Annotated in this window: 17 protein-coding genes and 2 pseudogenes; 12 read left to right on the top strand and 7 right to left on the bottom strand. The window is 70.7% G+C overall.

From position 1 onward, the window contains the following. Positions 1–5 precede the first annotated feature (5 nt). The gene (locus ACZ7OO_RS26860) at positions 6–971 is read left to right on the top strand and encodes an ABC transporter substrate-binding protein (RefSeq protein ID WP_471508439.1); all 966 of its coding nucleotides are present in this window, start codon (positions 6–8) and stop codon (positions 969–971) included. Between the two features lie 233 nt (positions 972–1,204). Continuing rightward, a complete protein-coding gene (locus tag ACZ7OO_RS26855; protein ID WP_471508437.1) occupies positions 1,205–3,643 on the top strand; it encodes a GcvT family protein in 2,439 nt (812 codons plus the stop codon). Between the two features lie 78 nt (positions 3,644–3,721). On the opposite strand, the gene ACZ7OO_RS26850 is transcribed toward ACZ7OO_RS26855, so the two are convergent. Further along, positions 3,722–4,759: an acyl-CoA dehydrogenase family protein gene (locus ACZ7OO_RS26850; protein ID WP_471508435.1), complete on the bottom strand. Its 1,038-nt coding sequence runs from the start codon at positions 4,757–4,759 to the stop codon at positions 3,722–3,724. A gap of 99 nt (positions 4,760–4,858) precedes the next feature. Here ACZ7OO_RS26850 and ACZ7OO_RS26845 point away from each other — a divergent pair, with 99 nt between their 5' ends. The 5 genes and pseudogenes from ACZ7OO_RS26845 to ACZ7OO_RS26825 all read left to right on the top strand — a co-directional run bounded on the left by ACZ7OO_RS26845 (position 4,859) and on the right by ACZ7OO_RS26825 (position 9,781). Then, positions 4,859–5,209, top strand: coding sequence for a YciI family protein (locus ACZ7OO_RS26845; RefSeq protein WP_471508433.1), 351 nt, complete (start codon positions 4,859–4,861; stop codon positions 5,207–5,209). Then, a pseudogene (locus ACZ7OO_RS26840) lies at positions 5,209–6,396 on the top strand (RNA polymerase sigma factor). Before ACZ7OO_RS26845 ends, ACZ7OO_RS26840 begins: the two are co-directional and overlap by 1 nt. A gap of 155 nt (positions 6,397–6,551) precedes the next feature. Continuing rightward, positions 6,552–7,875: pseudogene (locus ACZ7OO_RS26835) on the top strand (aldehyde dehydrogenase family protein). Positions 7,876–8,129: 254 nt separating this feature from the next. Beyond that, complete coding sequence (locus ACZ7OO_RS26830) at positions 8,130–8,840, top strand: chitinase (RefSeq protein ID WP_471508431.1); 711 nt, start codon at positions 8,130–8,132, stop codon at positions 8,838–8,840. 35 nt (positions 8,841–8,875) lie between these two features. Beyond that, positions 8,876–9,781 carry an aldo/keto reductase gene (locus ACZ7OO_RS26825; protein ID WP_471508429.1) on the top strand — a complete coding sequence of 302 codons (906 nt, stop codon included), beginning with the start codon at positions 8,876–8,878 and terminating at the stop codon, positions 9,779–9,781. A gap of 15 nt (positions 9,782–9,796) precedes the next feature. On the opposite strand, the gene ACZ7OO_RS26820 is transcribed toward ACZ7OO_RS26825, so the two are convergent. Beyond that, the gene (locus ACZ7OO_RS26820) at positions 9,797–10,255 is read right to left on the bottom strand and encodes a pyridoxamine 5'-phosphate oxidase family protein (RefSeq protein WP_471508427.1); all 459 of its coding nucleotides are present in this window, start codon (positions 10,253–10,255) and stop codon (positions 9,797–9,799) included. A 142-nt stretch (positions 10,256–10,397) separates the two neighbouring features. On the opposite strand from ACZ7OO_RS26820, the gene ACZ7OO_RS26815 reads away from it, so the two are divergent. The 3 genes from ACZ7OO_RS26815 to ACZ7OO_RS26805 all read left to right on the top strand — a co-directional run bounded on the left by ACZ7OO_RS26815 (position 10,398) and on the right by ACZ7OO_RS26805 (position 12,614). Continuing rightward, complete coding sequence (locus ACZ7OO_RS26815; RefSeq protein WP_471508425.1) at positions 10,398–10,781, top strand: BlaI/MecI/CopY family transcriptional regulator; 384 nt, start codon at positions 10,398–10,400, stop codon at positions 10,779–10,781. Positions 10,782–11,112: 331 nt separating this feature from the next. Beyond that, complete coding sequence (locus ACZ7OO_RS26810) at positions 11,113–11,505, top strand: VOC family protein (protein ID WP_471508423.1); 393 nt, start codon at positions 11,113–11,115, stop codon at positions 11,503–11,505. Positions 11,506–11,543: 38 nt separating this feature from the next. Further along, positions 11,544–12,614, top strand: coding sequence for an adenosine deaminase (locus ACZ7OO_RS26805; RefSeq protein ID WP_471508422.1), 1,071 nt, complete (start codon positions 11,544–11,546; stop codon positions 12,612–12,614). Here the strand turns inward: ACZ7OO_RS26805 and ACZ7OO_RS26800 are convergent. From ACZ7OO_RS26800 to ACZ7OO_RS26790, 3 genes are all read right to left on the bottom strand, one after another. Then, entirely contained in the window at positions 12,596–13,111 is a 516-nt protein-coding gene (locus ACZ7OO_RS26800; RefSeq protein WP_471508420.1) for a mycothiol transferase, read from the bottom strand. The two genes, ACZ7OO_RS26805 and ACZ7OO_RS26800, sit on opposite strands and share 19 nt — an antisense overlap. 27 nt (positions 13,112–13,138) lie before the next feature. After that, entirely contained in the window at positions 13,139–14,632 is a 1,494-nt protein-coding gene (locus ACZ7OO_RS26795; RefSeq protein ID WP_471508418.1) for a carotenoid oxygenase family protein, read from the bottom strand. A 61-nt stretch (positions 14,633–14,693) separates the two neighbouring features. Continuing rightward, complete coding sequence (locus ACZ7OO_RS26790) at positions 14,694–15,608, bottom strand: LysR family transcriptional regulator (protein WP_471508416.1); 915 nt, start codon at positions 15,606–15,608, stop codon at positions 14,694–14,696. A gap of 110 nt (positions 15,609–15,718) precedes the next feature. Between ACZ7OO_RS26790 and mgrA the strand changes: the two genes are divergently transcribed. Then, positions 15,719–16,711, top strand: coding sequence for an L-glyceraldehyde 3-phosphate reductase (gene mgrA / locus ACZ7OO_RS26785; RefSeq protein ID WP_471508414.1), 993 nt, complete (start codon positions 15,719–15,721; stop codon positions 16,709–16,711). Between the two features lie 35 nt (positions 16,712–16,746). Here mgrA and ACZ7OO_RS26780 read toward each other — a convergent pair whose 3' ends face one another. Both ACZ7OO_RS26780 and ACZ7OO_RS26775 read right to left on the bottom strand, forming a co-directional pair. Then, positions 16,747–17,034 carry a DUF1905 domain-containing protein gene (locus ACZ7OO_RS26780; RefSeq protein ID WP_471508413.1) on the bottom strand — a complete coding sequence of 96 codons (288 nt, stop codon included), beginning with the start codon at positions 17,032–17,034 and terminating at the stop codon, positions 16,747–16,749. A 74-nt stretch (positions 17,035–17,108) separates the two neighbouring features. Further along, positions 17,109–17,492 (bottom strand): nuclear transport factor 2 family protein, encoded by a 384-nt coding sequence (locus ACZ7OO_RS26775; RefSeq protein WP_471508411.1) that lies wholly within the window; start codon positions 17,490–17,492, stop codon positions 17,109–17,111. Between the two features lie 311 nt (positions 17,493–17,803). Here ACZ7OO_RS26775 and ACZ7OO_RS26770 point away from each other — a divergent pair, with 311 nt between their 5' ends. Beyond that, on the top strand, positions 17,804–18,214 hold the full coding sequence (locus ACZ7OO_RS26770) for a hypothetical protein (RefSeq protein ID WP_471508651.1): 411 nt from the start codon (positions 17,804–17,806) through the stop codon (positions 18,212–18,214). The last annotated feature ends 68 nt before the right edge of the window (positions 18,215–18,282 follow it).

Here is an 18,282-nt window from a genome sequence, read left to right as displayed (position 1 = left end):
ACACCATGGCACAACACTGGCGAGCCGGCGCGGCCGGCCTGGCCGTCCTCGGACTCACCCTCACGGCCTGCGGCGGAGCGAAGGTCGGCGAGAGCAGTTCCGCCGGCTCGAAGTCCGCGGACGGCAAGTGCGGCACCTTCAACCTGGCCGTCAACCCGTGGGTGGGCTACGAGGCGGACGCGGCGGTCGTCGCATACGTCGCCCAACACGACCTCGGCTGCACGGTCGCGAAGAAGGACCTCAAGGAGGAGATCGCCTGGCAGGGCTTCGGCACCGGCGAGGTGGACGCCGTCCTGGAGAACTGGGGCCACGACGATCTCAAGAAGAAGTACATCACCGGGCAGAAGACGGCCGTGGAGGCCGGGTCCACCGGCAACAAGGGCATCATCGGCTGGTACGTCCCACCGTGGCTCGCCAAGGCGCACCCGGACATCACGAACTGGCAGAACCTCGACAAGTACGCCACCGAGTTCAAGACGTCCGAGTCGGGTGGCAAGGGCCAACTGCTCGACGGCGACCCGTCGTACGTCACCAACGACGCCGCCCTGGTGACGAACCTGAAGCTGAACTTCAAGGTGGTGTACGCGGGCAGCGAGACCGCGCTCATCCAGGCCTTCCGCACGGCCGAGAAGAACAAGCAGTGGCTGATCGGCTACTTCTACGAACCGCAGTGGTTCCTCTCCGAGGTGCCGCTGGTGAAGGTGGACCTGCCCAAGTACACGACGGGCTGCGACGCCGACGCGGCGAAGGTCGCCTGCGACTACCCCGTCTACGACCTGGACAAGATCGTCAGCGCGAGCTTCGCCAAGTCGGGCAGTCCGGCGTACGACCTGGTGAAGAAGTTCAACTGGACCAACGACGACCAGAACACCGTGGCCAAGTACATCGCGGTGGACAAGATGCCGGACGACGCGGCGGCCAAGAAGTGGGTCGACGCCAACCGCGACAAGGTCGACGCCTGGTTGAAGTAGCGGGGGCGCGAAACGGCCGGTCCAGTACGCCCGGCGGGCGGTGCGCAGCTTGTGCGCACCGCCCGCCGGGCGTTGCCGTTCGTACGGCTGGATTCCGGCCGTTTCCCGGCCTGTTCTCCGACGTCACCGGACCCCTTGACACCCCTCCTCGACGACAGGCACATTGAGTTGCGCAACCTGAATCACGTTGCGCACAAGGCAACTGCACCGGTCTCAAGTTCGGAGGTTGGGCGATGGCGGGACCCCGAGTGGTCATCATCGGAGCGGGCGTCGTGGGAGCCGCCCTCGCGGACGAGATCTCCGCGCGCGGCTGGACCGAGGTGACCGTGGTCGACCAGGGCCCCCTCCCGGCCACCGGAGGCTCCTCCTCGCACGCCCCCGGCCTGGTCTTCCAGACCAACCCGTCGAAGACCATGACGGAACTGGCCCGCTATACCGTCGAGAAGTTCTGCTCCCTCGACGTCGACGGCCGGCCCTGTTTCCTCCAGGTCGGCGGCCTCGAAGTCGCCACCACCCCCGAGCGCCTCACCGAACTCCACCGCCGCCACGGCTGGATCACCGCCTGGGGCATCGAAGCGCGGATCCTCACCCCCGAGGAGTGCGTCGAACAGCACCCGCTGGTGAACCCGGACCGGGTCCTCGGCGGCCTACTCGTCCCCACCGACGGCATCGCCAAGGCCGTGCTCGCCGTGGAGGCCCAGATCCGCCGGGCCGGCGAGCGCGGCGTCCGCTTCCTCGGCCGTCACGAAGTCCTCGACGTACGCAGGAGCGATGGCCGCGTCACCGGTGTGCTGACCGATCAGGGCGAGATCCCCGCCGACATCGTGGTGTGCTGCGCCGGCATCTGGGGCCCGAAGATCGCCCGCATGGTCGGCATGAACCTGCCGCTCACCCCGCTCGCCCACCAGCTCGCCTGGACCGGCCCGGTCCCCGCGCTCGCCGGCCAGACCGAGGAGGCCGTCCGCCCGATCCTGCGCCACCAGGACGCCGACCTCTACTACCGCGACCGCTTCGACGGCCTCGGCATCGGTTCCTACGGCCACCGCCCGATGCCCGTCTCCGCGGACGACATCCTGTCCGTCGACGAGGCCGACCAGATGCCCTCGGTCCTGAAGTTCACCGAGGAGGACTTCGAGGACGCCTGGACCGAGACCCGGTCACTGCTCCCCGCGACCCGCGAGGCCAAGGTCGAGGAGGGCATCAACGGCCTGTTCTCCTTCACCACCGACGGCTACCCGCTGCTCGGCGAGTCCGCGGACGTCAAGGGCTTCTGGGTCGCCGAGGCCGTCTGGGTCACCCACTCAGCGGGCGTCGGCCGGGCCGTCGCCGAATGGCTGGTGGACGGCCACTGCTCGTCCTTCGACCTGCACGAGTGCGACATCAACCGCTTCGAGCCGCACCAGCTCGCCCCGGAGTACATCCTGGCCCGCGACTGCCAGAACTTCGTGGAGGTCTACGACATCCTCCACCCCCTCCAGCCGAGCGGGAAGCCCCGCCCGATCCGCACCAGCCCCTTCTACGCCCGTCAGCAGGAACACGGCGCGTTCTTCCTGGAGGCTAACGGCTGGGAACGGCCCCAGTGGTACGAGGCCAACGCCGGCCTGGTCGAAGGCCGCGCCATCCCCACCCCGGACGACTGGGCCGCGCGGTACTGGTCGCCCGTCGTCGGCGCCGAGGCCCAGGTCACCCGCGAGACGGTCGCGATGTACGACATGACCGCCCTCAAGCGCCTGGAGGTCTCCGGGCCCGGTGCCGCCGACTTCCTGGAGGGCCTGGTCACCGGGAAGGTCGCCAAGTCCGTCGGCTCGGTGACGTACACCCTGCTCCTCGACCACGACGGCGGCATCCGCAGTGACATCACCGTCGCCCGCCTCGCCCGCGACCTCTTCCAGGTCGGCGCCAACGGCAACCTGGACCTCGACTGGCTCACCCGCCACCTCCCCGTCGACGGCGGGGTTCAGGTCCGCGACATCACCCCCGGCACGTGCTGCATCGGCCTGTGGGGCCCGCTCGCCCGCGAGGTCCTCCAGCCGCTCACCGACCAGGACTTCTCCAACGAGGGCCTCAAGTACTTCCGCGCCCAGCCCGCCTACGTCGGCTCGGTGCCGGTCACCGCGATGCGGCTGTCGTACGTCGGCGAACTCGGCTGGGAGCTGTACACCACCGCCGACCAGGGCGCGAAACTCTGGGACACCCTGTGGCGGGCGGCCGAACCGCTCGGCGGCGTCATAGCCGGGCGGGGCGCCTTCAACAGCCTTCGGCTGGAGAAGGGTTACCGCTCCTTCGGAACCGACATGACCTACGAACACGACCCCTACGAGGCCGGCGTCGGCTTCGCCGTCAGGCTGGACAAGGGCGACTTCGTCGGCAAGGCCGCGCTGGAGCGGCGCAGGACGGATGTGCGCCGCCGGCTGAGCTGCCTCACCATCGACGACCCACGGGCCGTCGTCATGGGCAAGGAACCGGTGTACGACGGCGAGCGCGCGGTCGGTTACGTCACCAGCGCGGCCTACGGTTACACGGTCGGCAAGGGCATCGCGTACGCGTGGCTGCCGGCGGAGCTGGCGGTGCCCGGCACAACAGTGCACATCGGCTACTTCGACCGGCGAGTGGAGGCTGTGGTGGCCGAGGAGCCGTTGTTCGATCCGGCGATGACCCGTCTGCGTGGGTGAGGCTTTGGCGCGGCGCCCGGGCCGACACCGACCGCACGGTCACCCGCAGGACCTGGGCGTCGCGGCGCGGAGACCGGCTCAGCGGGGTCCCGCGAGCCGCTCCAGATGTGCCGTGCGTGATTCGGCGGTCTGACCCTGGACCAGGAGGAACAGGGCCTCCCGGGCCAGGCGTTGGGCGCGTTCGGTGACGGTCAGCGCCCGGCCGCCTCCCGTCACCACGGCCGCCGTGGTGGCCGTACGCATCAGCGTGAACGCCTCCGCCCGCAGCGCCAGCCGCTCCTGCGCGTGCTCCCGCGGTACCGGATGGTCCGCGAGCGCGTAGGCCCGGCGGCGGATCTCGCCGGCACGGGCCCGCAGCGCAGCCGCGTACTCCTCGTCCACCAGGGCCAGGGCCGCCTCCGTGATCCCGAAGACGGCCGGGCTGGTGTTGAGGGTCTTGGGGCGGTCCGTCGCCGCCCAGTCCTCGTACGGCATCCGGAGCGCGACCGCGTCCTTCGGTACCCGCAGGCCGTCCAGGTCCAGGGACACCGTCCGGGAGGCGGTGAGCGCGGCCAGGCGCATCGGCTCCGACGGGCGCAGGCCCGGCTGCTCCCGTGCCTCGACGAAGGCGAACAGGGCCTCGTCGTCCTCGGTCACCCCGGCCAGCAGCATGACGTCGTTCAGGCCCCAGCCGGTGTACCAGGGGACGGTGCCGTGGAAGCGCCAGACGGCTCCTGCCCGCCGGACGCGCACGGGGACACGCGGGTACGAACGCAGATGCGCGTACGCCACCCCGGACAGCAGCTCACCCCGGGCCAGCGGGCCCAACAGACGGTCTCGCACCGGGAGTTCGGCCTTCGCCAGGGTCAGTACCGGCGTGTGGTGCTGCGTCTGCACGAACCACGTCGAGCAGCAGGCCCCGGCCAGGATCTCCGCCGTCTCGCGTACGACGGCCGCGGGCGCCGCGGAGCCGCCGTACTCCACCGGCGCGTTCACGCCGAGCAGGCCCGAGCGCCTGATCGCCTCGATGTGGCTCACCGGGACGCCCTCCTGGTCGACGCGTTCCGCGGCGGGGGAGAGGAGGCCGTCGGCGAGTTCCCGGGCGCGGGTGACGAGCGGATGTGCGGAGATGGTCATGGACGGGATTCTTTCGACTGTGCGGGGTGGGGTGTCGATCCGGGGGCCCGCCGTTCGTGTAGAAGGCGAGCACACCCCACGACGAACGAGGAGAACGTCATGAAGCACTACCTGCTCAGCGTGGTCCAGCCGGCCGACGGCACTCCGCCCCCGCCGGATGAGATGGCCACGATCATGCGCGATGTCGGGGCGTTCAACGACGAGCTGCGCGCGGCCGGCGCCTGGGTCTTCTCCGGCGGACTGCACGGACCGGAGACGGCCACGATGCTGCGCCCGAAGGACGGCGACGTGCTGGTCACCGACGGGCCCTACGCCGAGGGCAAGGAGTACCTCGGCGGGATCAGTCTGATCCGGGCGGAGGACCTGGACGCCGCCCTGGAGTGGGGACGCAAGGCCGCCCTGGCCACCCGGCTGCCGATCGAGGTGCGGCCCTTCGTGGACCGGTTCTGATGGCGGATGCCGCCGACGTGGAGGCCGTCTTCCGTGCCGAGTACGGACGCGCGGTCTCCGTACTCGTCCGCTTCCTCGGCGACATCGACCTCGCCGAGGAAGCGGTTCAGGACGCCTTCGCCACGGCACTGGACAGATGGCCGGAGAGCGGGGTGCCCCCGAGCCCGGCCGGGTGGATCATCACCACCGCCCGCAACCGCGCGGTCGACCGGCTGCGCCGTGAGTCGTCCCGGGACGCCCGGCACGCCGAGGCCGTCCGGCTGTACGCACCCGACCCACCGGCCGAGGAGGGCCCGTGCGCGACGAACGGCTCCGGCTGATCTTCACCTGCTGCCACCCCGCGCTCGCAGGCCAGGGTCGCCCTCACCCTGCGCCTGCTGGGCGGGCTCGGCACCGCCCAGATCGCCCGCGCCTTCCTGGTGCCCGAGCCGACCCTGGCCCAGCGTCTGGTCCGGGCCAAGGCCAAGATCCGCGACGCGGGCATCCCCTACCGGGTGCCGAAGGACGCCGACCTGCCCGAGCGGCTCAGCGGTGTGCTGGCCGTCGTCTACCTGATCTTCAACGAGGGGTACGGCGGCGATCCCCAGCTGTGCGTGGAGGCCGTACGCCTGGGGCGGCTGCTGTACGGGCTGATGCCGGACGAGCCCGAGGTCGCCGGGCTGCTGGCGCTGATGCTGCTGGTCGAGGCCCGGCGGCCCGCGCGGAGGCCGGCGGGCGGTGAGCCGGTGGCGCTGCCCGAGCAGGACCGCGGGCTGTGGGACCGGGAGCTGATCGGGGAGGGACAGGACCTGGTACGGCGGTGTCTGCGCCGCAACCGCCCGGGGCCGTACCAGATCCAGGCCGCGATCAACGCCGTGCACAGTGACGCACGGACCGCCGAGGCCACCGACTGGGGGCAGATCCTGCGGCTGTACGACCAGCTCATGGCCGTCGACCGGTCTCCGGTGGTCGCGCTGAACCGGGCGGTCGCGGTGGCCGAGGTCGAGGGGCCCGGCAAGGCCCTCGACCTGGTCGACGCACTCGACCTCGACCTCTATCACGTCCTGCACGCCGTCCGGGCCGACCTGCTGCGCCGCCTCGGCCGTGACGACGAGGCGGTGGGGGAGTACGACACTGCCATCGAGCTTGCCGACGGGCTGCCCGAACGGGCGTACCTTCTGCGGCGGCGCGCCGAGCTCTCGGCCTGATCGGTGTGTCCACGACAGCAGGGGGTGCGGGAACTTCGGAAAGTGGTTCCGCGGTGGCGGAATTTACTTCGGCCCATGAAAGGTTGCAATATGCATCCGTCTGTTCGACACTCAGCCGGGCCGTAAGGCCTGTACGCACCACCAGCGAGGCATCCGTGAACCAGTCCACCCCCGAGCAGCCCGCCGACGTCGTGGCCAGACTGCGCGCCACCTTCCCGTACCGGCCGCACCAAGCCCGTCGAGTGGCGCACCGGTCAGCTGCGCCGGCTGCGCGCCCTGCTCACGGAGCGCGGCGACGAGCTGGCCGCCGCCCTCCACGCGGACCTGGGCAAGAACGCCGGTGAGGCCCGCCGCACGGAGATCGACTTCACCGTCCGGGAGATCGACCACAGCCTCGACCACCTGGAGGAGTGGCTGCGCCCGGAGTCCGCCCCCGTCCCGGCGCACCTGGGCGGCGACGCGACCGCCTGGACGCAGTACGACCCGCTCGGCGTCGTCCTCGTCATCGCCCCGTGGAACTACCCCGCCCAGCTGCTGCTCGCCCCGATGGCCGGCGCCCTCGCCGCGGGCAACGCGGTCGTCGCCAAGCCGAGCGAGCTGGCCCCGGCGACCTCGGCCGCACTGGCCCGGCTGCTCCCGGCCTATCTCGACACCGAGGCCGTCGCCGTCGTCGAGGGCGGTGTCCCGGAGACCACGGCCCTGCTCGCCGAACGCTTCGACCACATCTTCTACACCGGCAACGGCGTGGTCGGCCGTATCGTCATGCGCGCCGCCGCCGAGCACCTCACCCCGGTCGCCCTCGAACTCGGCGGCAAGTCCCCGGCGTTCGTCGACCGGGATGTCGACCTCGCGGTGGTCGCGGACCGGCTGGTACGCGGCAAGTTCCTCAACGCGGGGCAGACCTGTGTCGCCCCCGACTACGTCCTGACCGATCCCGAGACGGCCGCCGCCCTGGAGACCGCCCTGGTCGAGGCCGTCCGGACGGTGTACGGCACGGAGCCCAAGGAGTCCGGTGAGTACGGCCGGATCGTCAACGAGCGGCACTTCGACCGGCTCAGCGGACTGCTCGGCTCGGGCCGGGTGGCCGTGGGCGGCGACACCGACCGCGCCGCCAAGTACATCGCGCCCACCGTGCTCGCCGACGTGGCCCCGGCGTCACCGGTGATGCAGGAGGAGATCTTCGGCCCGATCCTGCCCATCGTCACCGTCCCGGACCTGGACGGCGCGATCGGCTTCATCAACGACCGCGACAAGCCCCTCGCGCTCTACGTCTTCAGCGAATCCGGTGACACCCGGGACCGGATCGCCGCCGAGACCTCCTCCGGCGGTCTCGGCCTCGGCCTCCCGGTCGCCCATCTCACCGTCTCCGACCTGCCGTTCGGCGGGGTGGGGGAGAGCGGCATGGGCAGCTACCACGGCCGCTACTCCATCGAGACGTTCAGTCACCGCAAGGCGGTCCTCGCGAAGCCGCTGAGCTGACCCCTCAACTCCCCGGGCCCGGCAGCGTCGACACGCTGCCGGGCCCGACCGCTGTCCTGTCGGGCGGCCACCGGGAGCCGGACGTGCCGGTTTCCGGGCGCAATTGCGAAAACCACTGGCCGAAGATCGACTTCCGAATGACTGGTCTACACCCTTGACTGGTACAGACCAAAGCAGTTGAGTGTGCCTCACACCCCCCACCGCGGCCGCTCCCCCTAGTGGGGTGCGGCCGTGCTCCGCAAAGGAGTTGATCCGTGTCGAGGCGCCGTATCGCCGCACTCCTGACCTCGCTCGCCATAGGCGGCTCCGCCCTGGTGCTCCAGGCGGCCCCCACAGCCTCCGCCGCCGGCTTCGTCGTCAGTGAGGCGCAGTTCAACCAGATGTTCCCGAACCGGAATTCCTTCTACAGCTACAGCGGCCTCACCGCCGCGCTCAGCGCCTACCCGGCCTTCGCCAACACCGGCAGCGACACCGTCAAGAAGCAGGAGGCCGCCGCCTTCCTCGCCAACGTCAGCCACGAGACCGGCGGACTGGTCTACATCGTCGAGCAGAACACCGCCAACTACCCGACGTACTGCGACTGGAGCCAGTGGTACGGCTGCCCCGCCGGACAGTCCGCCTACTACGGGCGCGGCCCCATCCAGCTCAGCTGGAACTTCAACTACAAGGCGGCCGGCGACGCGCTAGGCATCGACCTCCTCAACAACCCCTGGCAGGTCGAGAACAACTCCTCCGTCGCCTGGAAGACCGGCCTCTGGTACTGGAACACCCAGACCGGCCCCGGCGCCATGACCGGCCACAACGCCATGGTCACCCAGGCCGGCTTCGGCCAGACCATCCGCAGCATCAACGGCTCCCTGGAGTGCGACGGCAAGAACCCGGCACAGGTGCAGAGCCGGGTCAGCGCCTACCAGAAGTTCACGCAGATCCTCGGTGTGGCGGCGGGCAACAACCTCTATTGCTGACCCCCCTGTCAGGTGCCGTGTGCCAGACTCCGTCGATGACCTCCGAAACGATCACCGCGGACGCCTCCGGCACCTGGAAACTCGGCGACCTGCCTGTCCACCGTCTCGGCTTCGGCGCGATGCGGCTGACGGGCAGCGCCGCCTTCCACCACGGCACACCGAGCGACCGCACCCGCTCGATCGCCGTACTGCGCAAGGCCGTAGAGCTCGGCGTGAACCACATCGACACTGCGGCTTTCTACTTCTCCCCCCTGCGCTCGGCCAACGAACTCATCAACACCGCGCTGTCCCCGTACCCCGACGACCTGGTCATCGTCACCAAGGTCGGCCCCTACCGCGACTACTGCGGCGAGTGGGCCACCTCCGCCCGGCCCGACCAGCTGCGCGGTCACGTCGAGGAGAACCTGCGCCAGCTCGGCCGCGACCACCTCGACGTCGTCAACCTCCGCCGGATGGGCCAGGAATCGATCGCCGAGCACTTCGGCGCCCTCGCCGAACTTCGTGAGGCAGGTCTGGTCCGGCACCTCGGCGTCTCCGACGTCGAACCGCGCCATCTGGACGAGGCGCTGGCCATCGCCCCCGTGGTGTGCGTGCAGAACCGTTGGGGACTCGACATGCGGGATGCGGCCACCGACGAACTGGTCCGCCTCTGCGGCGAACGCGGCATCGCCTTCGTACCGTTCTTCGCCGTCGCGGGCGAGGCCGGGGCGCGTGGCGCCACCGAGGACCACGACGACGCCGTCCTCGCCATCGCCCGCGCACACGAGGCCAGTCCCGCGCAGATCCGCCTCGCCTGGACCCTGCACCAGGGTCCACACGTCCTCGCCATCCCCGGCACCGGCAACCCGGACCACCTGGCCGAGAACGTGGCGGCGGGCACCATCCGGTTCACCGAAGCGGAGCTGTCCCGGCTGAACGCCCTGCACACCGGGGCGGTCTGACGGTCCTCAGGCCCCTCAGGCCGTCCAGACCCCGTCCCGCATCAGATGCCGACCGCGCAGCTCCTGCTCCCCGTGCCACGCCTCCACCGCGTACGGCCGGAGCCGGAACCAGGCGTACGACGGGCTGTCCCCGCGCGGGTCCCAGCCCGTCTTCGCCCGCAGCGCCTCGGCCGCCGGCCCCGGTACGTCGGCCGAGGAGAAGACGGTCACCTCCCCGTCGAGCAGGACGACATCCCCTGTGTCGCCGAGCGCGAGCCTGGCCCGGCCGCCGTCCCGCAGATTGCGGCCGGTCGGGCTGGTGATCCGGGTGGACACCCACACCGCCTCCCCGTGCCAGACGAACCAGAGCGGCACGAGACACGGCAGCCCGGCGGCGTCCGCCGTGGCCACCCAGACGTCCGTCTCCCGTTCCAGCCGGGACAGTACGTCGCGCTTGCGCCGCTCGGGAGAGCGGACGGCATTCGTGATCTTCATGGCCGCGAAACTACCGGCCACATCCGCCGCACACCTCGGGCGCGCGTCCTAGGTCTGCGGTACCGCCCGGCGCCGCCCGTCCGACTACGCTGTCGTAGACGATCTGCCGGACTGTGGAGGAAGCAGGGGTGAGGAAGCTTCCATGGCCGACGCGAAGGACGAACGCCGCCCCGCCGGTGAACTGGAGGCGAGCGTCATGGCCGCGCTCTGGGCCGCCGGTGTGCCCCGGACCCCAGGACAGGTCCAGCGCAGCCTCGGCGCGGACCTGGCTCGCACCACCGTGACGACGATACTCGCTCGGCTGCACGACAAGGGTGTCGTGGAGCGGCACCGCCAGGGGCGCGGTTTCGCCTACTTCCCCGTCCAGGACGCGCAGGGCCTGACCGCGAAGCGCATGCACAGCGAACTCGACCGCGACAGCGACCGAGAGACCGTACTCGCCCGCTTCGTCGCCCAGCTCAGCCCCGACGACGAGCGTGTCCTGCGGAGTCTGCTGGAAGCCGGCGAGCAGCCCGGGGCGTCATGACCGCACCGCTGATCCTGCCCCTGCTGGTGCCGTTCGTGCCGCCGGGCGCTCTCGCGGTGGGCCCCGGACCGGCCGGCGCCCACCGCCGCGCTCGGTGATCACCGCCTCGGCTGTCGTCCTCGCGGGCTGCTCCCGACCGCGCTCGGCGCGTTCGTCCTCGCCGGGCCGCTCGAGCTGCCGTTCTCCGCGGTGCTCGGTATGCATCGCCGCCGCCGGCGCCGGGTGCGGCGCCGGGTCGGGGCGGCCGGCCAGATCCTTCGTGAACAGCGACTGGCGTTGGCTACGTTTTACGTATAACCTCTCCCGCTAACCGCTCCACCGAAAGGCCCCCATGCGACGCGTCGCCCTGGTCACTCTCGTCGTCGGCGACTACGACGAGGCGATCCGCTTCTACACCGAGGCTCTCGGGTTCCGGCTGGTCGAGGACGCGCCGCGGTCCGACGGGTCCCGTTGGGTCGTCGTGGAGCCAGGGACGGAGGGGCACGGCACCGGACTGCTGCTCGCCCGCGCCAAGGGCGACGAGCAGCGCGCCCGGGTCGGCGACCAGACCGGCGGGCGGGTCGGCTTCTTCCTGCACACCGACGACTTCGCCCGTGACCACGCCCGGATGACCGCCGCCGGCGTGACCTTCCTGGAGGAGCCGCGGCACGAGCCGTACGGCACCGTCGCCGTCTTCCAGGACCTGTACGGCAACCGCTGGGACCTGCTCCAGCCCGCCGCCTGACCGATCAACCGGAACCACCCGCCGAGGAAACCTCCGCCATGACCGCTACGCGCGTAGACGCCGATGTGATCCGCCGCCTCCCCAAGGCCGTCCTGCACGACCACCTCGACGGCGGACTGCGCCCCGCCACCCTCGTCGAGCTCGCCGCCGAGGTCGGTCACACCCTGCCCACCACCGATCCGGACGAGCTGGCCGCCTGGTACTTCGAGGCCGCCAACTCCGGTGACCTGGTCCGGTACATAGCCACCTTCGAGCACACCCTCGCCGTCATGCAGACCGAGGAGGGGCTGCGGCGTGTCGCCGAGGAGTACGTCCTCGACCTCGCCGCCGACGGTGTGGTGTACGGCGAGGTTCGCTACGCCCCGGAGCTGAACGTCAAGGGCGGGCTCACGCTGGTCGAGGTCGTGGAGAGCGTGCAGGAGGGGCTCGCCGCCGGTATGGCGAAGGCCGCTGCCGCCGGCACGCCCGTCCGGGTCGGCACCCTGCTCTGCGGGATGCGGATGTTCGACCGGGTCGGCGAGGCCGCCGCGCTGGCCGTCACCTACCGGGACGCCGGTGTCGTCGGCTTCGACATCGCCGGCGCCGAGGACGGCTTCCCGCCCGCCGACCACCTCGCCGCCTTCGAGCACCTGCGCCGCGAGAGCGTGCCCTTCACCATCCACGCCGGTGAGGCGCACGGCCTGGCCAGCATCCACCAGGCGATCCAGGTGTGCGGCGCCCAGCGCATCGGGCACGGTGTGCGCATCACCGAGGACATCGCCGGCGACAAGCTCGGCCGTCTGGCGAGCTGGGTGCGCGACCGCCGGATCGCCCTGGAGATGTGCCCCACCTCCAACCTCCAGACCGGCTGCGCCACCTCCATCGCCGAGCACCCGATCACCGCGCTGAAGGAGCTGGGCTTCCGGGTCACCCTCAACACCGACAACCGGCTGGTCTCCGGTACGACGATGACCCGGGAGATGTCCCTGCTGGTCGAGGAGGCCGGCTGGACGGCCGAGGACCTGCGCACGGTCACGGTGAACGCCGTGAAGAGCGCGTTCATCCCGTTCGACGAGCGCCGGGCCCTCATCGAGGACGTCGTCCTGCCGGGTTACGCCTCCGTGCTCTGAAACAGTCCCCGCACATAGGCGGCCTGTCCGACGTGCTGAAGGTCGTCGGACAGGACGCTCACCAGCCGTACGCCCAGCGTGACCGGCGGATCCCAGCGGGTGTCCACGACCCGTTCGAGGTCCTTGGCGGGGAGTTCGCGCAGCACACCCAGGGTCTGCTCGTGCACCGCGTCGTAGTAGCCGGTCAGCAGGTCGCCGGAGTCCACTGTGACCTTCGCGACCTTCGCGGGCGTATGGCCGTACCCGTGGTCACGGGGCGGCAGGTCGAGGCCGAAACGCTTCTCCCAGCCCTGGGCCAGCCACACCTGGTCGAGGTCGAAGGCGTCGGCGACATGGTCGTCCTGGATCCGGGTGAGGTGCCAGACCAGCCAGGTGATGGAGTTGGCGCCGGGGGCCGGGGGTTTGTTGAGCAGGTCGGGGTCGAGGCCGTCGAGAGCGGCGTGGACTTCTTCCTGGATGCGGCTGAAGCCGTCGATGAGGATGTCCCTTGCATGCATGTGACCACGATCGTCCATCGCGGGTCGTCATGCGTCCGGAACCCAGCTTCCGTGGAACCCCAGCGGCACCCGTCCCGGCAGGTGGATCCGCGCCAGCGGCTCGCCGCTGAAGTCCTGTGCGGCGAGGATCAGCAGGTCGGCGGCGCCGCGGTCGGGGTTGTGGACATAGGCGAGCGTGAAACCGTCGTCCTCCTGGGCCGCGTGTTCGCCGGGCACGAACACCGCCTCGCCCGCGGCCGCGCCCCTGGGCAGCCGGTGGACCTGGGCCGTGCCGCGCGCGAAGTCGTGCTTGAGGAGGGCGTTGGAGAAGGCGTGGTCCGGTGGATGGCCGTCCCCGGCCAGATACGCCAGTGACATCTCGGCGGCCGCCGCCGAGTAGCCGTAACGGTGCCGGCGGGAGACCAGTTCCTCGTTGACGCGCGGGAATTCCTGCGGCCGGTCGTCGAGGGTGCGCCTGCGGACATGGCCGTGGCGCAGGTCGACCGTCCAGCGTTCGAGCCTCGCGGTGCCCACCGCGTGCGGTCCGTCCGTGTGCTGCCCGGCCACGTCGAACGGCGCCGGATACGTCGTCAGGTCGATCACCACGGAATCACCCTCGTCGTACGCGTTGAGCGTGTGCGAGTAGAACACCGGGTCGACGCCGAACCAGCGGACCTCGCCCCCGGACCGGGGCATCACCCCCACCCGGGCCGGGTGTTCCCGGTTCCAGACGTACGGCACCAGGGCGCCGGCCTCGGCGGCCGCCGGATCGAAGGTGACCGGGATGTCGAAGACGACCACATGCTTCGCGGTGAGCGCGAAGTCGTGCATCATCGGCGCGTCCCGCACCGGGATCCGGGTGGTGCGGGCGACCCGGCCGGTGGGGTCCACGACCAGATGCCGGACGTGGTCCCAGGTCGGGTAGTAGGTGATCGCGTGCAACTCGCCCGCGTGCGTGTCGTACTTGGTGTGCGCGGTGAACGCGCCCTCCAGCGTGCCCCGGAAGTCGTAGGCGCCCACCGTGTTGAGCTCGCCGTCCAGCTCGTACGGCAGCGGGCCGCTCTCCTGGAGCGCGAGGATCCGTCCCCGGTAGGGGATCACATGCGTGTTGCAGGCGAAGTCGTCCGGCGGCACCGGGCCCGGGTAGGACTCGCCGAGCTTCGCCGTCACCTGGGAGGAGCGCACCCAGCGGTTGCGGTACCACTCGGCGCGTCCGTCCCGCAGCCGTACGCCGTGCACCATGCCGTCGCCGAGCATCCAGTGATGGGCGCGCGGATCCTCCAGGCCCAGGACGTTCGGGCCGTTGCGCAGGAAACGGCCGTTCAGCTCGCGCGGGACACGGCCGGTGACCGGCAGGTCGAAGGCCGTGAGTTCCTCGGTGACCGGGGCGAACGCGCCCTCCAGGAACGGGTAGTGACGATCCGCTGGGTTTTCTGCTGCTGTTGCCGCCGCCGCCTGCCGGGTCGCCGTTCCCGTCAGCGCGCCCGCTGCCGCGAGGCCCGCCGCGCCGCGCAGCACCGTACGCCGTGTGTGTTCCGCCATCTTCGTACTCCCCGTCGTCGTTCGTGGACATCCACGAGTCTGCGCCGACGGGAAGCCGAGGTCAGGAGGGGTGGACCCCCTCCGGGGGTGATGTCAGGCCCCCTGTTTCGAGGAGGGTGACCAGCGCCCGGGCCGCCGGGCTCGTGGCCGTTTCGGGCGGCAGCAGGGCGACCGTCTCGTACGCGGCCTCGTCCGTGTCCTTGAGCGCGAGTGCGGTGAGCGAGGGCCGCTTGTGGCGGAAGTGACGGGGTACGACGGCGATGCCGAGGTTCTCGTCGACCAGGTCGAGGAGGCTGTGCACGTCGTTGACCTCCAGCGCGACCGTGCGCCGCACGCCTGCCGCGGCGAAGGCCGAGTCGGTCGTGCGGCGCGGGCCCCAGTCCGGGTGGAAGTCGACGAACACCTCCCCGCCGAGGTCCGCCGGGAGCACCGCCGGGCCGGCCGTGGCCAGCCGGTGGCTGGGATGGCACAGCACGGTCATCGGCTCGCCGGTCAGGGCCACCGACCGCAACTGGTCGGTGTCGTCCTGGGTGCGGTAGGCGAAGGCCAGGTCCAGCCGGCCCGCCGCCACCTCCTCGGCCAGCGCGCCCGAACCGGCCTGCCGCAGCCGGATTTCGACGTCCGGGTGCCGGCGCCGGAAGGCGGCAAGGAGCCCCGCCACATGCACCCCGGCGATGCACTGCTCGGTGCCCAGCGCCAGCGTCCCGCGCAGCACGCCCTGCACGGCGGCCACCGCCTCGTGCGCCGAGCGCACCTGCGCGAGGATGCGCTCCGCCTCGACGAGCAGCGCGCGGCCCGCCTCCGTGAGGGTCACCCGGCGGGTCGTCCGTACGAACAGGGGTGCCCGCAGTTCCCGCTCCAGGGCCCGGATCGAGGCGGACAGGCCCGACTGGGACACCAGCAGCCGTTCCGCGGCCCGGGTGAAGTGCTGGTCCTCGGCGACGGCGACGAAGTGCTGGAGGTGGCGCAGTTCCATGATTGAGAATCGTAGCCGCACAATTCCATCGGATTCTTCTGTTGGACTGCTGCCGCCGCTCGGGAAAGAGTGGTGAAGGTAGACAGTGTGCCAACCCCTCTGGAGTCGCGTTGTACACCGCACACCCCGACCGCTACGCCGACATGCCGTACCGCCGCAGCGGCCGCAGCGGCCTGAAGCTCCCCGCGCTGTCGCTCGGCCTGTGGCACAACTTCGGGCCCGACCGGCCCGTGGCGACCCAGCGCGCCATCCTGCGCCGCGCCTTCGACCTCGGCGTCACCCACTTCGACCTGGCCAACAACTACGGCCCGCCGCCCGGCGCCGCCGAGTCGGCGTTCGGCGAGGCGCTGAAGGAGGACTTCGCGTCCTACCGCGACGAGCTGGTCATCTCCACCAAGGCCGGCTATCTGATGTGGCCCGGCCCGTACGGCGAGTGGGGTTCGCGCAAGTACCTGCTGTCGTCGCTGGACCAGTCCCTGGCCCGGATGGGCCTGGACTACGTCGACATCTTCTACTCGCACCGCCCGGACCCGGAGACTCCGCTGGAGGAGACGATGGGGGCCCTGCACTCCGCGGTCCAGCAGGGCAAGGCGCTGTACGTCGGCATCTCCAACTACTCGGCGGAGCAGACCCGGGAGGCCGCCCGGATCCTCGACGAGCTTGGCACCCCGCTCCTCATCCACCAGCCGCGCTACTCGATGCTCGACCGCCGCCCGGAGACCGAGGGCGTCCTGGACGCGCTCGACGAGCTCCAGGTCGGCTCCATCGTCTTCTCCCCGCTGGAGCAGGGCCTGCTCACCGGCCGCTACCTCGACGGCATCCCCGAGGGGTCCAGGGCCGCGAGCGACAGCCCGTTCCTGAACTCGGACGCGGTCACCGAGGACCTGGTCGGCAGGCTGCGCGCCCTCGACGAGGTCGCCAAGGGCCGCGGCCAGACCCTCGCCCAGCTCGCCCTGTCCTGGGTGCTGCGCGGCGGCCGGGTGACCTCCGCGCTGATCGGCGCGAGCAGCCCGCGGCAGGTCGAGGACTGCGTCGGCGCCATCGGCAACCTGGACTTCGACGCCGAGGAACTGGCCCGGATCGACGCGATCGTCAACCAGTGAGCGACATCGTCGTCAATCGGTGACCGGCATCGTCGTCACCCGGTGACGCGCTCGGTGAGGCGGACGCACACCGCGTCCCCCTCACCCTTGCCGATCGCCTCGCGGACGTCGGCCTTCACGGGGAGCTTGTGCGTGCCGTCCCCCAGGGCCATGAAGGAACTCCGGAACGGATGCCCGTCGACCGTCCCGCGGACCTTGACGAGCCCTCTGGTGCCGAAGAACCTGGCGGAGTCGGGCCAGACCACATAGGTCCAGCCGCCCTTGTTCATGCTCCTGCGCAGGACGGCGGTGAACTCCACGTCCAGCCGTACGGTCGTACCCATGGCGGTCCTCCGCTCGCGGTGGTCTCCTGCTCAGGAGACCGCCGCGAGCGCGGAAACTCATCGTGGACGCCGGCTCAGGCCCCGGTCGGCGCCCGGTCCAGGAAGCCCAGGACCTGCCGGATCCGGCCGTCCTCACTGAGCGTGACCACGTCAAAACCGGCCACCGGTGCCGTGCCGTCGTTCTCGTTCACCAGCTCCCAGCCGAAGCGCGCGGTGTCGTGGTGGCCGTCGACGGCCCCGAGCGGACGGAACACGAAACCCGGGAACTGCTCGTGCGCCGCGGCGATCACGGCCCTGATCTGCGCATGCCCGGAGACGTCGGCGAGCGGGTCGGTGTAGGTGCCCTCCGGCGCCCAGGCCTCGGCGACCGCCTTGCTCAGCGCCTCGGGCTCGGTGGCGTTCCAGGCCTCGAAGTAGCGGGCGGCGGCGGTCTGGTAACGGTCGGTGTTCACGGACATGGCGAATCAGCCTCCATCGAGGTCGTCACTGCTGGTCAGGAGATAGATCGCGGCTTGCGGCGATCCGTTGGCACCACCATGCCCGCATCCGTGCGACGAATCGATTACCCCTCGGGTAATGAAGGCCGGGCCGTACAGCTCACGCATTTCGGCCAATTCGCAGGCGGAATATGCCAAGAGACTGGCCGGAAAGGTGTGGTGACAGTGTTTCGAAAGTGAACATACTCGAATGTCAGGAGCACTTCACCGCACAGGAGCCGCACGGAAAACCGGCCCGCGACGGCACACCGGCGAGCTACGGGGGAGTGATCGTGCACGACGAATTCCTCTGCCATGTCACGGCATACGGCGTCTGCGGCGGGCAGCGCATCGGCGTTCCCCTCGGCACCTACCGTGCGCCGACCCTGGCCCTTGCGCTGTGGTGGTTACGGGACCGGGCCTCGTGGATCGCGGAAAGGCTGGATCCCTTACCCGAGAACCCCAGATATCCGCAGGGGGCACTCGTCCCGGTGGGGGCGACCGTCTCGGACGTACCCGCTCTGCTCCGCGCCTGGTGTGCCGACGTGGTCCGGCAGGAACTCGTCGCCGACGAACTGGCCGGCGGGCGGCTGGTGCGGATCGCCGTCCAGGACGACACCACCGAGTACGAACTGCTCGCCGAGTCCGTCGACGCCCTCCGTATGCAGCGCACCATCCCCGCCCTTGTCGTTCCCGTGGCCTGACACGTGACAGCCGCCGACCGGGCAGCCAAGATCAGGCGTATAAGCTGACAGATCTGTAGAATTTTGAC

Source organism: Streptomyces sp. NPDC111744, assembly GCF_055634995.1.
This window is presented reverse-complemented; position numbering and strand designations above follow the sequence as displayed.